This is a genomic window from Novosphingobium sp. NBM11, from assembly GCF_015390225.1.
Classification (GTDB): domain Bacteria; phylum Pseudomonadota; class Alphaproteobacteria; order Sphingomonadales; family Sphingomonadaceae; genus Novosphingobium.
In genome coordinates, this window is record NZ_VUOG01000001.1 from 3,338,679 (window position 1) to 3,355,864 (window position 17,186).

The 17,186-nt window shown below is 65.4% G+C and carries 9 protein-coding genes and 1 pseudogene; 3 read left to right on the plus strand and 7 right to left on the minus strand.

Annotated features, from left to right (window positions below; translation table 11 throughout):
- Positions 1-96: 96 nt before the first annotated feature.
- Positions 97-1,446, minus strand: coding sequence for a cellulase family glycosylhydrolase (locus F1640_RS16380; protein ID WP_194920142.1), 1,350 nt, complete (start codon positions 1,444-1,446; stop codon positions 97-99).
- Complete coding sequence (locus F1640_RS16385; RefSeq protein ID WP_194920144.1) at positions 1,443-2,879, minus strand: hypothetical protein; 1,437 nt, start codon at positions 2,877-2,879, stop codon at positions 1,443-1,445. The genes F1640_RS16380 and F1640_RS16385 overlap by 4 nt, the downstream gene beginning before the upstream one ends.
- Before the next feature lie 235 nt (positions 2,880-3,114).
- Between F1640_RS16385 and F1640_RS16390 the strand changes: the two genes are divergently transcribed.
- Both F1640_RS16390 and rpoH read left to right on the plus strand, forming a co-directional pair.
- Positions 3,115-4,092: an RluA family pseudouridine synthase gene (locus F1640_RS16390; RefSeq protein WP_194920145.1), complete on the plus strand. Its 978-nt coding sequence runs from the start codon at positions 3,115-3,117 to the stop codon at positions 4,090-4,092.
- 121 nt (positions 4,093-4,213) lie between these two features.
- The gene (rpoH, locus tag F1640_RS16395; protein WP_124808017.1) at positions 4,214-5,116 is read left to right on the plus strand and encodes an RNA polymerase sigma factor RpoH; all 903 of its coding nucleotides are present in this window, start codon (positions 4,214-4,216) and stop codon (positions 5,114-5,116) included.
- Positions 5,117-5,203: 87 nt separating this feature from the next.
- Here rpoH and F1640_RS16400 read toward each other — a convergent pair whose 3' ends face one another.
- The 3 genes and pseudogenes from F1640_RS16400 to F1640_RS16410 all read right to left on the minus strand — a co-directional run bounded on the left by F1640_RS16400 (position 5,204) and on the right by F1640_RS16410 (position 11,076).
- Complete coding sequence (locus tag F1640_RS16400; protein WP_255530391.1) at positions 5,204-6,685, minus strand: efflux transporter outer membrane subunit; 1,482 nt, start codon at positions 6,683-6,685, stop codon at positions 5,204-5,206.
- Positions 6,682-9,868 (minus strand): annotated as a pseudogene (locus tag F1640_RS16405) (efflux RND transporter permease subunit). Before F1640_RS16405 ends, F1640_RS16400 begins: the two are co-directional and overlap by 4 nt.
- Entirely contained in the window at positions 9,868-11,076 is a 1,209-nt protein-coding gene (locus F1640_RS16410; RefSeq protein ID WP_194920147.1) for an efflux RND transporter periplasmic adaptor subunit, read from the minus strand. The pseudogene F1640_RS16405 and the gene F1640_RS16410 overlap by 1 nt, the downstream one beginning before the upstream one ends.
- Before the next feature lie 182 nt (positions 11,077-11,258).
- On the opposite strand from F1640_RS16410, the gene mtgA reads away from it, so the two are divergent.
- Positions 11,259-11,972 carry a monofunctional biosynthetic peptidoglycan transglycosylase gene (gene mtgA / locus F1640_RS16415; RefSeq protein ID WP_124808013.1) on the plus strand — a complete coding sequence of 238 codons (714 nt, stop codon included), beginning with the start codon at positions 11,259-11,261 and terminating at the stop codon, positions 11,970-11,972.
- A 266-nt stretch (positions 11,973-12,238) separates the two neighbouring features.
- Here the strand turns inward: mtgA and F1640_RS16420 are convergent, their stop codons facing one another.
- Both F1640_RS16420 and F1640_RS16425 read right to left on the minus strand, forming a co-directional pair.
- Positions 12,239-13,387, minus strand: a complete 1,149-nt coding sequence (locus tag F1640_RS16420; protein WP_194920149.1) for a hypothetical protein — start codon at positions 13,385-13,387, stop codon at positions 12,239-12,241.
- Positions 13,388-13,587: 200 nt separating this feature from the next.
- A complete protein-coding gene (locus F1640_RS16425) occupies positions 13,588-16,950 on the minus strand; it encodes a carboxypeptidase regulatory-like domain-containing protein (protein WP_194920151.1) in 3,363 nt (1,120 codons plus the stop codon).
- Between the last annotated feature and the right edge of the window lie 236 nt (positions 16,951-17,186).

A 17,186-nucleotide genomic window follows, 5' to 3' on the forward strand; every position in this document is an offset into this window, starting at 1 on the left:
CAGGATAGCCGGTGCATGAAGGAAATCGCGCTCTTTTGCGCGTCCTTTAATGCGGATGCGTTGCAGATCGAACGCACATGCCCGTTTTCGATCCGTCTAGTGGCACGCAACCGGGCGGGCGCCATGGTATCGGACGTAGATCGGCGAGGCTTCGGCCCACACGCGCCACTGTTCGCCGTCCTTCGTGGCACGCGGGACGGGTTGCCCGAACAGGTCCACGATCGATGGCGCATCCTGCGCACCTGGCAGGGCGAGCACGACGGAACTCGCGACGGACGGCGTCAGCCCCCATGTGCGGTTCCACGCAACGACGAGCTGGTCCGCCTCGTTGCCGGGGGACCAGGCATAGATGGCCACTTGCTGCCCGTCCTTTATCATGCACTGCCGCGATCGACCGGCCAGTTGCTGGTTCATCACCTGCAGCGCGGTCAACGCCGGCTTGGCATTGCCCCACGAATCGACCAAGCCATAGTTCTGTTCAGGGCTGCTGCGATCGCTTCCGTCATTCTTCCAATCGTACCAGATCGTGACCGGGACCCCCGAAAAGTAATCGTACAGCCGCATGCGCACGAGATAGGATGCCTGCGTGTTGGCCGTGACATGCGCGGCGTAGTTGCTGATGCCGCTTTCCGAACTGACAAGCGGCTTGCCAGCCGCCGCGACGGTGGCGCGCGTTCGCTGCCAGAAGTCGGGCAGCGAATCGATCGAGCCCCAGAACACGTAAGGGTGGACGCTGATTGCCGAAAGGCATGCCGGCAGGGGCGACGCCACGACCCGCCGCAGGAAGGCGGAATTGTATGCCCGTTCGCCGGCATCTTTGTTGGCGAGTGCCGGCCCCCATATCACGGCATCGGGCCGGGCCTTGCGAATCGTGGAGCAAGCTCGGGTCGCCATGCGAATGTAACTGTCGGCGTCGGGCGCCGGGCGCCAGAAGCCCTCGGTGTTCGGCTCGTTCCAAAGCTCAAGCACCGCATCCGAACCATAGCGCGCCGCGACGGCGGCCGCCCAGTCGGCGTAGGCGGAGACCGCTTTGTCGCTTTGCGGCGGCAACCTGTCGCCAAAGGCGCGCGCGGCACCTGTGGGAGGGGGCGCATAGACGGGGTTGCCGTATGCCAGGATAAGGATCGGCTTCAAACCCTGGGCGCGAACCTGGGCCATCCGCGCGTCCGCATCGGCCCATTCGTACTGTCCGGGCTTCGGCTCCATTTTCGCCCAGGCCAGATCCATGCGCACCCAGCGGGCACCGGCGGAACGGATCGCCGCCAGTTCCTGCGCGGGCGCCTCCAGGTGGTGGACGTTGACGCCCATGCCCTCCAGCACGTCGCCCCGTGCCTGTACCGCGTTGTCGTGGTTCGATGGCGCCATCGAGAACGCCAGATGGGCAACTGCCAGCAGTGTCGCGACCACGACGGCGGTCAACCTTCGGCCGGTCAGACGCCCGTTCACGTTTCACGCTGCAGATCGGCGATCGGCAATCCCGCCTCCGCGCGACGCGACCGCTGCCGTGCGCAGATCATGCCCAGCACCATCACCGGGAAGATGCTCTCGATCACGTTCGCCATCGATCCGATACCCAGCACGGCGACAATCATCGCAAAGTCGCGCCGTCCCCGTCCGCCGGCTTCGATGGCACGCAGGCCACCCCGGAAAATCAGATAGACGAAGCCCAGCGAGAGGAGGCCGAAAGATACCATCAGGTACACCGCCATGTTGTCGCCCGGGTTCATGATATCGGCATGGAACAGCGTTTGCGGAGAGCCTATCCCGCCAAGACCCGCCCCTACCAGCCACTCGGCGGGATTCCGCCAGTCGACGAGGCGCAGCGCGTTCGGCCACGTGTTCAGCACGCGATCCGCAAACGAACTGTAACCAATGCCATAGCCGACGCCGGCGGGAAAAAGACGGGTGCCATAGGGCAGCGAAAGCAGCGGCCCTGCGAAAACCACCAGCAACCACGCGCTGATCACCGCGATGGCGCCCCATTTCTGCCGCACGCCATCGGTCTGGCGAAGCCGGCCGATGACGAGATAGGTCACGGGCAATGCCGCCATTGCAAGTTCCGGCGATTTCGACGTGGTGTAGTGGATCGCAGCTATGCCGGCCACCCAGGCGATCGATCGCCAGACGAGCGGCCGGACCCGGTATTCGAGGGCGCAATAGCAGATCAGGATCTGCGCCGCGGCGGTATAGCTGGCGCGGCTCAAGCCACTAAGGCGCTGCACGCCGTAAGCCTTCCAGTCGCGGGCGGCTTCCTTCTGGACGCCGAGGACCTCGTACGTGGCGTCCACCCACGGATAATTCACGAAAATGTTGATGAGAACGCCTGCGGTGGCGATGAAGAACAGCGGGATCATGGCGTTGATGACGCGATCCTGCATCCGCCGCTGCGCCAGCGCTGCGCCGACGAAGAACGGGATCCAGATGTAGATGGCGAACAGGATCTCGGCGACATTGCGGCCCATCAGCAGCGACACGAGGATCGCTATCGTCGAGAACACCAGTGCCGTTGTCATGGAGATGACCGAATTGCCATCCCCCATCCGCCCGACCGCGTGGGCGAGGAGGGCAAGAATGGCGATACCCGCCGGCGCATAGGCGAGCAGGGTCAGCCCCGCCATCGGGAATACCCAACGAATGACGCCGCCAAACGTATCGAAGTAAAGATATCCCACGGCCGCGACGACAAGCATCAGCCCGGCAAACTCATCGAGCACGGTGAGGCCGCGGACTTCGCCCGCCTTTCGCCGCAGACTGAATGTGGAACTGATGGCTTGCGCCCAACTCATGCCAAACTCCTGACGGGAGCCAGGTCCCGCTGGCGATCGCCTGTTACCCGTATCATCAGTGAACCGTCTGCTGCAAGTGCGAGCATTTGCCAAGGCACTTTGCGGTCAGCCGCCAATTCTCGCGGCAGAACGCGCATCATATGTGTAAGCTGGGCAGTCGTTTACCGCATGATATCCGAAAAAATGGTGCACATGACGACGCTGTTCCTGATCCACAGCGCACTCCACCTGGCGCCTGTTCGCAAGGCGCCGGGGCAAAAAGCCGTTTGCCGGCACCCGCGTTTTCCCTCTTGCAGCGCGCGGGCCGGCCACCGACATAGGGTGGAACATGGGGAAAGCCGAAGACATCATAGAGGGCGTTTTCGCGGCGGGCGGGCTGCGGCTTGACCGGGCGCTCGCCGATGTCTCCGGCCTCTCGCGCGAGCGGATCAAGGCGTTGATCGAGGAGGGCAGGGTCGAAGTGGCCGGGCGCGTTGCGACGCAGGCCTCGTCCAGACCCCTGGAAGGCTCGCCTTATGCCATCCGCGTGCCGGAGACGGCGCCGGCGGAAGCGGTGGCCCAGGATATTCCGCTGGCGGTCGTTTACGAAGACGCGGACCTGATCGTGATCGACAAGCCGGCGGGGCTGGTCGTCCACCCGGCGGCGGGCAATCCCGACGGTACGCTGGTCAACGCCCTGCTGCACCATTGCCGTGGCCAGCTTTCGGGCATCGGCGGCGTTGCGCGGCCGGGGATCGTCCATCGCATCGACAAGGATACTTCCGGCCTGCTGGTCGTGGCCAAGACCGATGTCGCCCACGAAGGGCTGGCGAAGCAGTTCGCCGACCACTCGATCACGCGGGCCTATCGCTGCGTCACCGCCGGCCGGCCGCTGCCACCGGCGGGCACGATCCGGGGGGCGATCGGACGCTCCAGCCACGATCGCAAGAAGATGGCGCTGGTCGAGGAGGGCCGGGGCAAGCACGCGGTAACGCATTACCGCACGCTGGCGCCACTGCACGAGGCCGCGCTGGTGGAATGCCGTCTCGAAACCGGAAGAACCCACCAGGTGCGCGTTCACCTTGCGTCAATCGGCCATCCGCTATTGGGGGACCCTGTATATGGACGCACCCCCTCCCGGCTTCGGCCGCTTCTTTCCCGGCTCGGTTTCCGCCGCCAGGCGCTGCACGCGGCCGAGCTTGGATTTCTCCACCCGGTCGGCGGCCAGCCGCTCCACTTCGCCAGCCCGACGCCCGTCGATATGCGGGAACTGATCGTCGAATTGTGCGTTGAGGGGCAGAATGCCGTGGCTATGTCCAATCTGTAGCATTAGCATCCACTGGTATAATAGATATCAACCCGCGAAGATTCCATGTGTGGTCCCACCGTCGAACGCCCATTAGGGGTTCAGGCACTGGGGTTCCGACGCGAAGAAAGGAAGTGTTCAGGTGAGTGAACAGAAGAACGCGCTGTCCGTCCCCTCGTTGAACGGGGAAGCCAGCCTCAACCGCTATCTGGCCGAAATCCGCAAGTTCCCGGTGCTGACCGCCGAGCAGGAATACATGCTCGCGAAGCGCTATCAGGAACATCAGGACCCGCAGGCCGCCGCCCAGCTCGTAACCAGCCACCTCCGGCTCGTGGCCAAGATCGCGATGGGCTATCGCGGCTATGGCCTGCCGGTTTCGGAGCTGATCTCCGAAGGCAACATCGGCCTGATGCAGGGCGTCAAGAAGTTCGAGCCGGATCGCGGCTTCCGCCTGGCCACCTACGCGATGTGGTGGATCAAGGCGTCGATGCAGGAATTCATCCTGCGGTCGTGGAGCCTGGTGAAGATCGGCACCACCGCCGCGCAGAAGAAGCTGTTCTTCAACCTGCGACGGATGAAGAAGAACCTGGAGGCGTTCGAGGATTCGGACCTCCATCCTGACGACGTGCGCAAGATCGCGACCGATCTCGGCGTGCCCGAGCAGGAAGTGGTCAACATGAACCGCCGGATGATGATGGGTGGCGATGCCAGCCTCAACGTCCCCATGCGCGAGGATGGCGAGGGCAGCTGGCAGGACTGGCTGACCGACGACCGCCCGTTGCAGGACGAGACGGTGGCCGATGCCGAGGAAGCCCAGTTCCGCCACGAAATGCTGGTGGAAGCGATGGACAGCCTCAACGACCGCGAACGCCACATCCTGACCGACCGCCGCCTGATCGACGAGCCGAAGACGCTCGAGGAACTGAGCCAGGTTTACAACGTCAGCCGCGAGCGCGTGCGCCAGATCGAGGTGCGGGCGTTCGAGAAGTTGCAGAAGGCGATGCAGCGGATCGCGGGCGAACGGCATCTTCTGCCGGCCGGCTGATCGTTTTCCTTCGCGCGGACAGGAACAAAGGCCGGGGAATTTCCCCGGCCTTTTTCGTTCTGAAGCCTGTTTCTCCGCTGCGAAACGTCAGGGCTGGCTTGCCACCTTCACCGGCGGGATCTGCCCACCGCCCAGCGCCATGAACAGGCCCACCGTGTCGGTCAGCCGCGCGGCGCGCGCGGTGATGAGTTGCTGGCGCGCCGCCGCCTGCGTGGCCGAGGCGTTGAGCACCGACAGCGTGCCGACCGCGCCAAGCTGCAACTGGCGCGTGGCGAAGCCCAGGCTGGTGCTGGCCGAACGGTCACCCCGGTCGGCCGCGTCCAGCGCCGCGCCGTCGGTCTGGAGCGCGGTGAGCGCGTTCGAGACATCGGCGAAGGACTGGAGCGCGGTGGCCCGGTAATTGGCCTTGGCCGCTTCCAGCGCGTCTTCCGCAGCGTGCTGCTGGTGGCGCAGCGAACCGCCGTGGAACAGCGGCGCGCCGATCGAGCCGATCAGCGCCCAGAACGGGTTGCCGCTGGCGAACATGCTGGCGAAGTCCAGCGCGGCGCCGCCCGCGTTCGCGCCCAGCGTGATCGAGGGCAGGCGCGCGGCGATGGCGGTCTTCACGTCCGCCGCCGCGCCTTCCATCGTCGCCGCAGCAGCGACCACATCGGGCCGGGTGGCGACCAGATCGGACGGCAGGCTGAGTGGCAGGTCCCCCGGCAGCGCCAGCGCGTCGAGTGAGGGCAGGGCGGGCAGGGGTGCTCCCGGCGCGACGCCGAGCAGCACCTGCAGGGCGCTGCGGTTGGCGGAGAGCGCGCGGTCCAGCGGAGGCAGCGCGCCTTCGGCCGCCGCCAGCGCCGCTTCCTGCGCCGCCACGTCGGCCGCGCCGACCGCGCCCAGCGCCTGCCGCTGGCGCAGCAGGTTCAGGATGTCGCGGTTGCTGGCCACGGCGCTGCGGGCGGCTGCCGCCTGCGCTTCCAGCGCGGCGTTCTGGATCACCGCCAGCGCGGTGTTGCCCGCGACCATGGTCTTCACGCCCGCCAGCCGCGCCTGTTGCGCGCGCGCGGCCGCCTGCGCGGAGCGGATGCGCGAGCGCGTCTCGCCGAACAGGTCGAGCGTATAGGTCAGGTTGACCTGCGCGGTGTGCAGCGTGAACAGTGAGGGGTCCTGCGACGACAGCGGCGAGGACAGGACCTGGCTGACGCGCTGACGCGAGGCCTGGTAGCCCGCGTCGATCTGGGGGAACAGGCCGCCCCGCACCACGCGGGTCAGCTCGCTTGCCTGCTTGAGCGTGGCTTGCGCCACCTGGATGTCGTTGTTGGCGGCCAGCGCCTGCGCGACAAGGCCGTCGAGAGCGGGGCTGCCGAACGCCTTCCACCATTCGCCGTCCACCGCCGTTCCCGGATGAACCGCCTGCGCGGTTCCGGCCTGGGGCGCGATCGGCGTGTCCAGCACGCTGGCGGGCGCGTTGCCCGCCGGCGTGGGCGGCTGCGGCAGGTCGACCTTGACCGGCGCGGCCAGCGCGGGCGTGGCGGTCGCGATCAGCAGCGCGGCCTTGAGCGCGGCGTTCATCAGGGGACGCGTCATGCCGGCACCTCCGTTCCTTCTTCGCCTTCGTCGCCTTCTCCCTCGGCCTTTTTCGCCCAATTGGGCTGCAGGCGGCTGGAGAAACGGTCGATCAGCAGGGGCAGGACCAGCAGGATCAGCACGGGGGCGAGCGTCATGCCGCCGACCACGACAAGCGCCAGCGGCTTCTGCACCTGGCTGCCGATACCGGTGGAAAGCGCCGCCGGCAGCAGGCCGATCGCGGCGACGAGGCAGGTCATTACCACCGGCCGCAGCGAATTGGTCATCGCGGTCCTCAACGCCGAGGCGCGGTCGGCCCCTTCGTCTATCGCCTGGTTGAAGTTCGTCACCACCAGGATGCCGTCCATCACCGATATGCCGAACAGCGCGACGAAGCCGATCGCGGCGGAGATGCTGAATGCCGTCCCCGTCAGCAGCAGGCCCAGCACGCCGCCGATGATCGCCATCGGGATGACGCTGAACGCCAGGAAGGTATCCCGCAGCGAGCCGAAGTTGGCGTAGAGCAGGCCGATGATGATGACGAGGCTGATCGGCACCACGATCTCCAGCCGCGCGATGGCGTTCTGCAGGTTGGCGAGTTCGCCCGCCCATTCCAGCGAATAGCCTGGCGGCAGCACCACGTGCTTGGCGATGTTCGCCTGCGCTTCGGCCACGGCGCTGCCAAGGTCGCGGTCGCGGACCGAGAACTTGATCGGGATGTAGCGGGACTGGTGCTCGCGGTAGATGAACGAGGCGCCGGTCGTCAGCTTGATCTCCGCGAGTTCCGACAGCGGCACCTGGATCGGCGTGCCATCGGGCGAGGTCGCGCCAACGGTGATGCGCTTGACCGCCTCGATGCTGTCGCGCTGTTCGGGCTTCAGGCGCACCACGATCGGGAAGTGCCGGTCGGTGTGCGGTTCGTAGATGTCGCCGGGCGAGGTGCCCCCGATGGCGGCGGCGACGGTCTGGTTGATGTCATCAGGCGTCAGGCCATAGCGGGCGGCCTTTTCGCGATCGATGTCGATGCGCACGGTCGGCTGGCCCAGCGACTGGAAGATGCCAAGGTCGGTGATCCCGCGCACCTTCTGCATCTGGTCCTTGATCTGGCTCGCCAGCTTTTCCAGCGTTTCGAGGTCGGGGCCGAACAGTTTGACCGAGTTCGCGCCCTTCACGCCCGAAGCCGCTTCCTCCACGTTGTCCTCGATGATCTGCGAGAACGAGAAGTCGACGCCGGGATACTTCTCCTGGAACTTCTGCGAGAGTTCCTTGATCAGCTTTTCCTTGTCCATGCCCGATGGCCATTCATCGAACGGCTTGAGCGGGACGAAGTATTCGATGTTGAAGAAGCCGGTGGCGTCGGTCCCATCGTCCGGGCGGCCGTGGGCCGAAAGGACGGCGGTGACTTCGGGGTACTTCAGCATATCGCGTCGGATCGACTGCGCGGTCTTTTCGCCCGCTTCCAGCGAGATCGAGGCCGGCAGCGACGCGCGGATGTACATGTTGCCTTCTTCAAGGTGCGGCAGGAACTCGATACCGAGCGAGCGCACCCCGATCAGCGCGCCCACCAGCAGCAGACAGGCCCCGCCGATCGTGAACAGGCGGTTCTTCATCGCGAAAGCGGCCGACGGGCCATAGACGCCACGCATCTTCGTGACGATCCACGTTTCCACTTCGCTCAGCTTGTCGGGCAGCAGCATGGCGGAAAGCGCCGGGGCCACGGTGAACGTGGCGATCAGGCCGCCGATGATGGCATAGGCATAAGTCTTGGCCATCGGGCCGAAGATGTGGCCTTCCACGCCGGTCAGCGTGAACAGCGGCAGGAAGCTGGCGATGATGATCGCGGCGGCGAAGAAGATGCCCCGGCTGACTTCGCTGGACGCGCCCAGCACCGCCGAGAGCCGGCTGGCGAAGGTATAGTGCGCGCCGGTGTCCTTGTGGGCTTCCACCTCGTGTGATCGTTCGGCCATGTGCCGGAATATGTTCTCGACCATGATCACGGTCGCGTCGACGACAAGGCCGAAGTCGAGCGCGCCGACCGAGAGCAGGTTGGCGGATTCCCCCTGGAGCGTGAGGATCAGCACGGCGAAGGCGAGGGCGAAGGGAATCGTCGCCGCCACGATCAGCGCGCTGCGCAGGTTGCCGAGGAAGGCCCACTGCAGGAAGAAGATCAGCAGCACGCCCGCGACGAGGTTTTCCATCACGGTATGCGTGGTGACGCCGATCAGGTCCGAACGGTCGTAGATGCGCTCCAGCTGCACGCCGGGCGGCAGCACGCCGGTGGTGTTGATCTTCTCGACTTCGGCCTTGACCGCCTGGATCGTGGGCATGGACTGCGCGCCACGGCGCATCAGCACGATACCCTGGACGATATCGTCGTCGTTGTTGAGGCCGGCGATGCCGTTGCGTGGCAGGTTGCCGATGCGGATCGTGGCCACGTCCTTGACCAGCACGGGGGCATTGCCATCGCGGGCGACGACGACGTCCTCGATCTGGCTGACCGACTGGATCAGGCCGATGCCGCGCACGATGGCCGCTTGCGCACCGAAGTTGATCGTCTGGCCGCCGACGTTGGCGTTGCTGTGGCTGATCGCGGTGATGACCTGGCCGACGTTGGTGTGATGAGCGACCAGCTTGTCGTGGTCGATCACCACTTCATAAGAGCGTTCCTTGCCGCCCCAGCCGGTCACGTCGACCACGCCGGGGATGGCGCGGAAGCGTCGCTGGAGCACCCAGTCCTGCAGGGTCTTGAGGTCCTCGACCGAATAGCCCGCCGGTTGCCTTGATGCGGTAGCGGTAGATTTCGCCGACCGGGCTGGTGGGCGAAATCTGCGGCACTACACCGCCGGGCAACGGCGGCAACTGGGCCAGGCGGTTCACCACCTGCTGCAGCGCCTGATCGTAGTTGTAGTCGTAGGTGAACTGGATCTTCACGTCCGACAGGCCGAACAGCGAGATCGCGCGGATCGCGTTCATGTGCGGCAGGCCCGACATCTGGACCTCGATCGGGATGGTGACGTTGCGTTCCATCTCCTCGGCCGAAAGGCCGGAAGACTGCGTCACCAGCTCGACCATCGGCGGAACCGGATCGGGATAGGCTTCAATGTTGAGGTTGTAGAACGCGATGCCGCCGGCGACGAGCATCGCGACGAAGAAGCCGACGATCGTCAGCCTTTGCCGCAGGGCGAAACGGACGAGTCTGACCATCAGTCGCCAAGCCCCGCTTCGTTGACGAACAGGGCGCCGTCGGTGATGATCTTGGTGCCCGGCGCGATGCCGGAGGTGATGGTGACGTAGCCATCATGGCTTTCGCCCACGGTCACGTTCTGCGCCTTGACCCGGCCCTTGCCGAGATAGACCCAGACCCGGGCGGTATCGCCTTCGTTGATCACGGCGACGGCCGGAACCGCCAGCGCGCCGGGCGTGCTGCTGGGCGCCTTGATGGTGAAGCTGGCGAACATCTGCGGCTTCAGTGCGCCATCGGCATTGGCGATGGTGGCGCGCACGGGCAGGCGGTGGGTGACGGGATCAAGCTGCGCGCCGACATTGTCGATCACCGCATCGAACACGCGGCCGGGCCAGGCATTGGTGGTGACGTTGACATGATCGCCAACCTTCACCCGCGTGGCGTCGCTTTCCGCGACTTGCGCGATCAGCCACACCCGCGACAGGTCGGCGATCACGAAGGCCGGCTGGCTGCCGCCCACCTGCACGAACTGCCCGGCGGAAACCGCGCGGGTGGCCACGACGCCGGAGATCGGCGCGCGCAGGGTGGCCAGCGCGCCGCTGCCGCCGCCGCCGCCGAACACCGAAAGCTTGCCGCGCGCCGCCGCCGCCGCCGCATCGGCCACGCGGACGGCGGACTGGGCGCTGGCGAGGTCGGCCTGCGCCTGCTGGTAGTCCTTCAGCGCGCCGCCGGCGGTCTTGTAGACCTGTTCGGCCCGGGCGGCGTTTTCCTGCGCGACGCGGAGCGATGTGCCGGCCGCCGCGCGCTGCGCATCGGCCGACATCAGCGCGTTGCGGGCATCGGCGATATCGCCGGTGCGGATGCTGAGCAGCGGCTGGCCGGCGCCCACGCGCGCACCGGCTTCGACGGCCACGCTGACGACCTGGCCCGAATAGGGCAGGAACACCGGGGTGCTTTGCGTGCCGTCCACGTCGATCATGCCGGTGGCGCCGGTGCGGATTTCGCCGTCGTCCGCCTGCACCGTCTGGATCTTCATGCTGGCGATCTGCCCCTGGGTCAGTTGCAGTTCGCCGGGCGGCAGCGCCGGAGGGGCCGTTTCGGGGTGTCGGAATAGCGCGCGGGCCAGCGTGATCGCGCCGTAGATCGCCACCACGGCGATAACGGCGATGATCAGCAGCCGGATCTGCCGCGACCGGCTGAGCGCCGGAACATCATGTTCGAAAGTCATCGATACCCCACGTCAAGCGCGATGCGTGCCGGGCGGCTATTGCCCCTGCATGTGTTCGCGAAGTGCGTCGCCGGGGCCGTTACGGTCAACTTAAACATGCGTAATGTGCAGGCAAGAATCCCTGATTTCCGCGCCTTTCAAAGGCTCTTTGCTTGCCGCGCGGCATTGGGTAAGCAAAGGACATGTTCGAGAGCCTGAAGCCCTCCCGCCCGACCCGCAACCATGGCTTCGCCTATCGCGCCGGCTGGTGGATAGGCCGCGCGATCGTGGCCTTTCTGGTGCTCAGCGTGGGCCTGACGGTGCTGTACAAGTTCGTGCCCGTGCCCGTAACGGCGACCATGCTGATGGACCCCAACGGTTTCACCAAAGACTGGACCTCGCTGGACGCCATCGATCGCAACATGGTCGATGCGGCGATCGCCGGCGAGGACGCCAAGTTCTGCCTCCATTCCGGCTTCGATGAGGACGCGATCCTCACCGCCTGGCGCCGCAACCAGCAGGGCGGGCGCATTCGCGGCGGCTCCACGATCAGCCAGCAGACGGCCAAGAACGTGTTCCTGTGGCAGGGCGGCGGCTATTTCCGCAAGGGGCTGGAAGCCTGGTTTACCGTGCTGATCGAGACGATCTGGGGCAAGCGGCGGATCATGGAGGTCTATCTCAACGTCGCCGAAACCGGGATCGGGACGTATGGCGTCGAAGCCGGCGCCCAGCGGTACTACAACAAGGGGGCGCGGCACCTTTCCCGCATCGAGGCCGCCCGCATTGCCGCCGCTTTCCCGCAACCCAAGGTGCGCGCGGTGACAGGGGCTACCGGCTTCACCCGCCGCCACGGCAACGCCATCGCCGCGCGCGTCAACACGGTTCGCGCCGATTACGACACCTGCGTCTATCGCTGAACGAAGTTGGCAGCGGGAGGAGGCTTGCCGGCGTCTCCCGAGGCATCAGGAGTTCTCCCCGGCCGGGATCGAGTCGGCCGCGAACCGCACCGCCGGCCTGTGCGATGTTGGTTCGACGTTGAGACGACGCGGACCAGCCGTTCCCACCCGCGGAAAGGACGCCTGTCCAAAAATTCATGAAACGGCGGGCAGGAGAATAAAGGTGGCGTCCGGATGGCGCCGGCTATGCAAGGCAGGCCGGGAAAATCCCCGGCCTGTCCGCGGTTTCAGTTTCCGGCTTCCTTGACGATCAGCGTGTAATCGCCGCCATCGTCGCCCACGCTGAACGCGCGGACCCGCACGAGCAACTGCCCGCTGGTGCGCGCGGTGATGTTCATCTTCTCGGTGCCCGAGGTGTTGTCGTCCACGGTGCGGCTGGCGGCAAAGCCCGAGCCGTCCTTGCCGTCTTCGGGCTCCAGCGGATCGGGCTGGCCTACTTCCAGCACGGCGTCATAGGGCGCGTTGAGTTCAAGGCGATAGGACCGCCCGGCCACGACCGGCAGGGTATAGAGCCGGGTATCATCGCTGCTGGCCAGCTTGCCCTGAACCGGAGCGCCGGCACGGAGCGCGGCGGGCGGCGGAGGCGGGGGCGGGGCCTGTGTCGGCTGGACCACGACGGTCGCGTCGTTGGTTTCGTCGGACAGCGATTCCAGCTGGACGTAATAGATGCCCGTGGCCGGCAGCTTGCGCTGGATCTTGGGGTTCAGCCCGTCGCTGTCGTCGTTGTCGGCAATCACTTCATAGCCGCCGCCGGCAACAGGCGCGGCCAGGTGCAGCACGGTATCGCTTTCCGAGGTCGCGGTGATCTTGACCCACTGGCCCGCCTTGCCGGCGAACGACCAGACGCGCGGCGCGCCCTTGCTGATTTTCACGAAATCGCTGCCGCCGATCTCCAGCGGTGTGGCCGGGCGGGGCTGGGCGGAAACAGCGCGCGGGCGCAGCAGGATTTCGCGGGCCACGTCGGCGGCGTCGGTGGCGATCACGTAGCGTCCGGCCTTGGGGGCGGACAGGCGCAGCGTCAGCGTGCCATCGTCCGCGCGCGCCAGGCTGCCGCCGCTGGCGAAGACTTCGCTGGGCAACGGTGCGACGATCCTACCGGTCGCGTCGCAGGCGGAAAGACCGGTAGCGGGTGTCTTGCCGTCGTGTTCGTCACCGTCGTCGGAACCGGCCGCAGCAACCGGCGCCAGCTCGATCTGGAGGCCTTCGCCGGCCGCGAGATCGACGGCGAAGCGCGGGGCGGAGCCTGCGGGCACCTGCTCAAGCTTGCCCACGGGCAAGGCGCGGGCGCCGTCGGCGGAACAGGCCGCCAGAGCCGGATCGGCAAGCGCGATCGTGGCGAGGGCGAACGAGGCGGAAAGAAGCAGTCTGGTCTTCATTTCGAGAAACGGTCCCATGCGCCGGGTCCGAGATGGAAACCGGCGGCGATGTCATGCCATGAAGCGCGCGCCGATGCAGTGGGGAATCGCACACCGATCCGCACACTATTCCGTTTCGGAGATGTCTGTTTCGCCAACGAAAAACGCGGGAGGAAGCCGTGCTTCCCCCCGCGCTTTGCGTGTGCCGTTCTGCGCTGCGATCAGAAGCTGATGCGCGCGCCGATGCGGATGGTGTAGAGCGAGGAGCCGTTGGTGGTCACCAGTTCGTCGGCCAGAATAGTGTCAGAGCTGGGCGAGGAGTAGGTGTAGGCACCACACGGGTTTGCGCCGACAGCGGTGCAGGTCACCTTCGCTACGGTTTTGCGATAGGGGAAGCTGGCGCGCAGTTGCTGGCCCCACGAGCTCTTCAGCAGATTGGTGAAGTTCTCGATGTCTCCAAATACGGAGAAGCGCGCGCCCAGCGGCAGAGGCAGTTCCTGTTCCAGATGCAGGTCGATGCGGGTGAACGCCTTGGAACGGAAGGCATTGCGCGGTGCAACCTGCCCGCGATAGGCGGCGAGGCCCGAACCGTTGATGATCGCGTCAATTCGCGCACCCGTCGCCGGTGTATCGTAGAGCACCTTGGGGTCATTCAGTCCCGTCGGTACATAGAACAGGTAGCGGGTGTTGGTACCTGCCGTGCCGAAAGTGTTCGACCGACTGCCCGAAACATCCTGCATGGAGTAACTGAACGGACTGCCCGCGCGGGTCGTGCCGAACAGGTCGAGCCGGGTCTTGTAGTCGCCGAAGAAGGCATGTTCGTAAGACAGGTTGTATCGGAACGCCCAGCGCACTTCGTCGTTCGCGTGGCCGGGCGAGATCGAATTCGGGTCGTAGTATGTCGAGTTGCCGTAGTTCGACGAAGCGATCGACGAGGTCAGCGCACCGGCATCACGCACGTCCTGCCGGGTATAGGCACCGCCGATGGTCAGGCCGAAGTCCCAGGTCTTGTCGAAGCGAACCACACCGATCCAGCTGCGGCCGTAGTCGGTGTTGGTCAGCAGCAGATCCTGCCCGGTGTCGCGCGGATTGGGTACTTCGAGGCCGTTCTGGTAGCGCTGACGCCCGTCAGGCGTGAATGCCCCTGGCGAAGCACTTGATATAGCCTTCGAACGCAGGTCAACGATAGTCACCTGGCTGCGGACCTTCGAATAGAGCAGATCGGCGCCGAAGTGCCAGCCATCGCCGAGCGGACCGAGATCGGCAGTATAATCCGCCGACAGCGTCGCGCGCCATTGGTTGGGCATCTTCAGGTTGGGGTCGATCGCGTTGATCGTGGTCGTGGCGTTGGGGTTTGACGTCAGCGCTCCCGCCGCAGCCTGAACTGCCGTGTTTGCTGCGTTGGGGACTACCGTGAATGAGGGATTGTTCAGGATCTGCGAAGCAATGGTCGGGTTGTTGCCCGCGCCCGAGCCGTTGAGTTGATAATTGCCGGCATCGGTGACCAAGGCAGAGATGGAGGTATTGATCACGCCGGTATTGGAGAACGAGTTTCCAAGATAGACGTCCGGCGAACCGCCACCGAAGATGCCGCCGCCACCACGAACGGTCAGGCGCGGCGTTGGCTTGAAAGTGAAGCCAAGGCGCGGCTGGACGAGGCCCATGCCTTCGATGGAGTAGGTGTTGGGAAAGCCATAACGACGCAGGAAATTAGGGTTGAGTTGCGGGTGCGACGACGTGCCAAAGATGTCATAGCGAACGCCCGCCGAAACGCTCAGCACGCTGTTGACGCGCCAGTCGTCCTGAAGGCCGAAGGTGAAGGCATCGTAAGCGAAATTTGCGGCCGCATCATTTGGATTCAGCGTACCCGCATTGTTGTAGCTGAACGACTGGGCATTGCCGTTCTGGAAATCGGCGATGGTATCGAAGTAATAAGTACCGGCCGATGGATTGACGAACAGGTTGAACGTCTTGGTGTGGTTCCATTCGCCCAGCAGGCGGAAGTTGTGATCGCCTGCGCGCAGCTTGGCCGAAATCGAGCCGCCCCATGTGCGGACACGGAGAATGTTCGACTGGCTGGGGCCGCCCGAACCCATAATGTACTGTGGTGTACCTGTAGGGCAGATCACGCTGACATTGGTGGTATCCAAGGCGGCATTACGGTTGGGTGCGTTGTGGTCCGCGCAGATCGCGAACTGCGCGGTGCGGCCCATCAGCGGGAACTGGCCGCTGTCATAGGCCTTGTAGAGCGCGCGGAATTCGGTCGAGAACTTTTCCGACCAGTCGGCGTTCCAGTTCAGGATGCCGGCGCGCAGCTTGTTGGGCTTGGTATAGGCGTTGGACGAGAGGCCCAGGTTGGTACTGCCGGTCGTGGTGTTCACGATCAGCGAATCCTTGGTGTACAGGCCGGTCAGCGAAACGCGCTGCGTTTCCGAAAGGTTGGCGTCGAGACGGCCGACGATGCGATCGTCCTTGTCGCCGTCGGTCTTCAGGATGCCACCCGGATCGAAGCTGTACTTGGTCTTCGCGATGCTCTGGATCAGGGCAAGGTCGGCATTGGTCGCGCCGGTGACGGGCGTGCCGGAATTGTCCTCGACCGTACCGGGCTGCACGGGGCGTGCCGCGCGAACGCGCTCGGCCGAAACCATGAAGAACAGCTTGTCCTTGATGATCGGGCCGGAAAGCGTGGCGCCGAAGTCCTTGCTTTCGAACGAGGGCAGCGGGATCCGGCCATCGGGGCGCGTGATATAGGGCGCGGTCTTCTTGCCGGTCAGCGCATCGGAGCTGTAGGTGAAGAATGCGGTGCCATGCCAATCGTTGGTGCCCGATTTCAGGATCGCGTTGCTGACGCCGCCCTGGAAGAAGCCTTCGCGGATGTCATAGGGCGCGACCTTGGTTTCGAACTGGCCGATCGAATCCAGCGGCACCGGCCCGCGGCGGGAAGGCAGAGCGTCGGGGTTCAGGCCGAAGCTGTCGGTGATCGGCACGCCGTCGATGGTGAAGCGGTTGAAGCGCGGGTTCTGGCCGGCGAAGGATACCTGGCGACCGTTGGTCGAACTGGTGTCGAGCGTGGCGAAGGGGTTGCGCGCGGCAAGGTCGCGGATGTCGCGGTTGACCGAAGCCACCTTCGAAATCTGTTCCGAGGTCAGCACGGTCACCGGGCCGGCGGAGAGGTTGCCGGCGCCCTTGATGCGGGTCGCGGTCACGATGATCGGGGCGCCCTGGTCTGCGCCGGTTTCGGCGGCGGACAGTTCGATGGGCAGCGAGAAGGTCTGGCCGACGACGGTGTAGACATCGGTCACGGTCGCGCCGGGGTGGCCGGGGGCGGTGACCTTGACGGAGTAGGGGCCGCCAGGACGAAGGCTGTTGGCGGTGAACACGCCGCTACCGTCGGTGGTGGCGCTGGTGATCGTTCCGGTGGGCAGGTGCTCGATGGTGATCGTCGCGCCGGCGATAGCGGTCCCGGCGTCAGTAACCGAGCCGCGCATCGAGGCGGAGGTTTCCTGCGCATAAGCGGGCGTGGCTATGGCGGTCGCCAGCGAAAGGCCAGCCACGCTGGCGGCAAGGAAGAATCTGAACTGCATGTCGAACCCCGTTTTGGACCGGAAAACCAGCCTTTGAGCGTCCATCGCCCGACGTTTTCCGTATCCTTCGCGGATGCGGAATCACCCCTCGGAGCAATGGGCGGGCAACTCTTAGCGGCCCTGCCGGAAGACTCGAACAGGTTGCAGATGACACCGATATTGCAATGTTTAGACATTGTGACGACATGTGCCGACGCACGCGGAAAAAATGTGCGATCTTTGGCGAAGAGAAGACG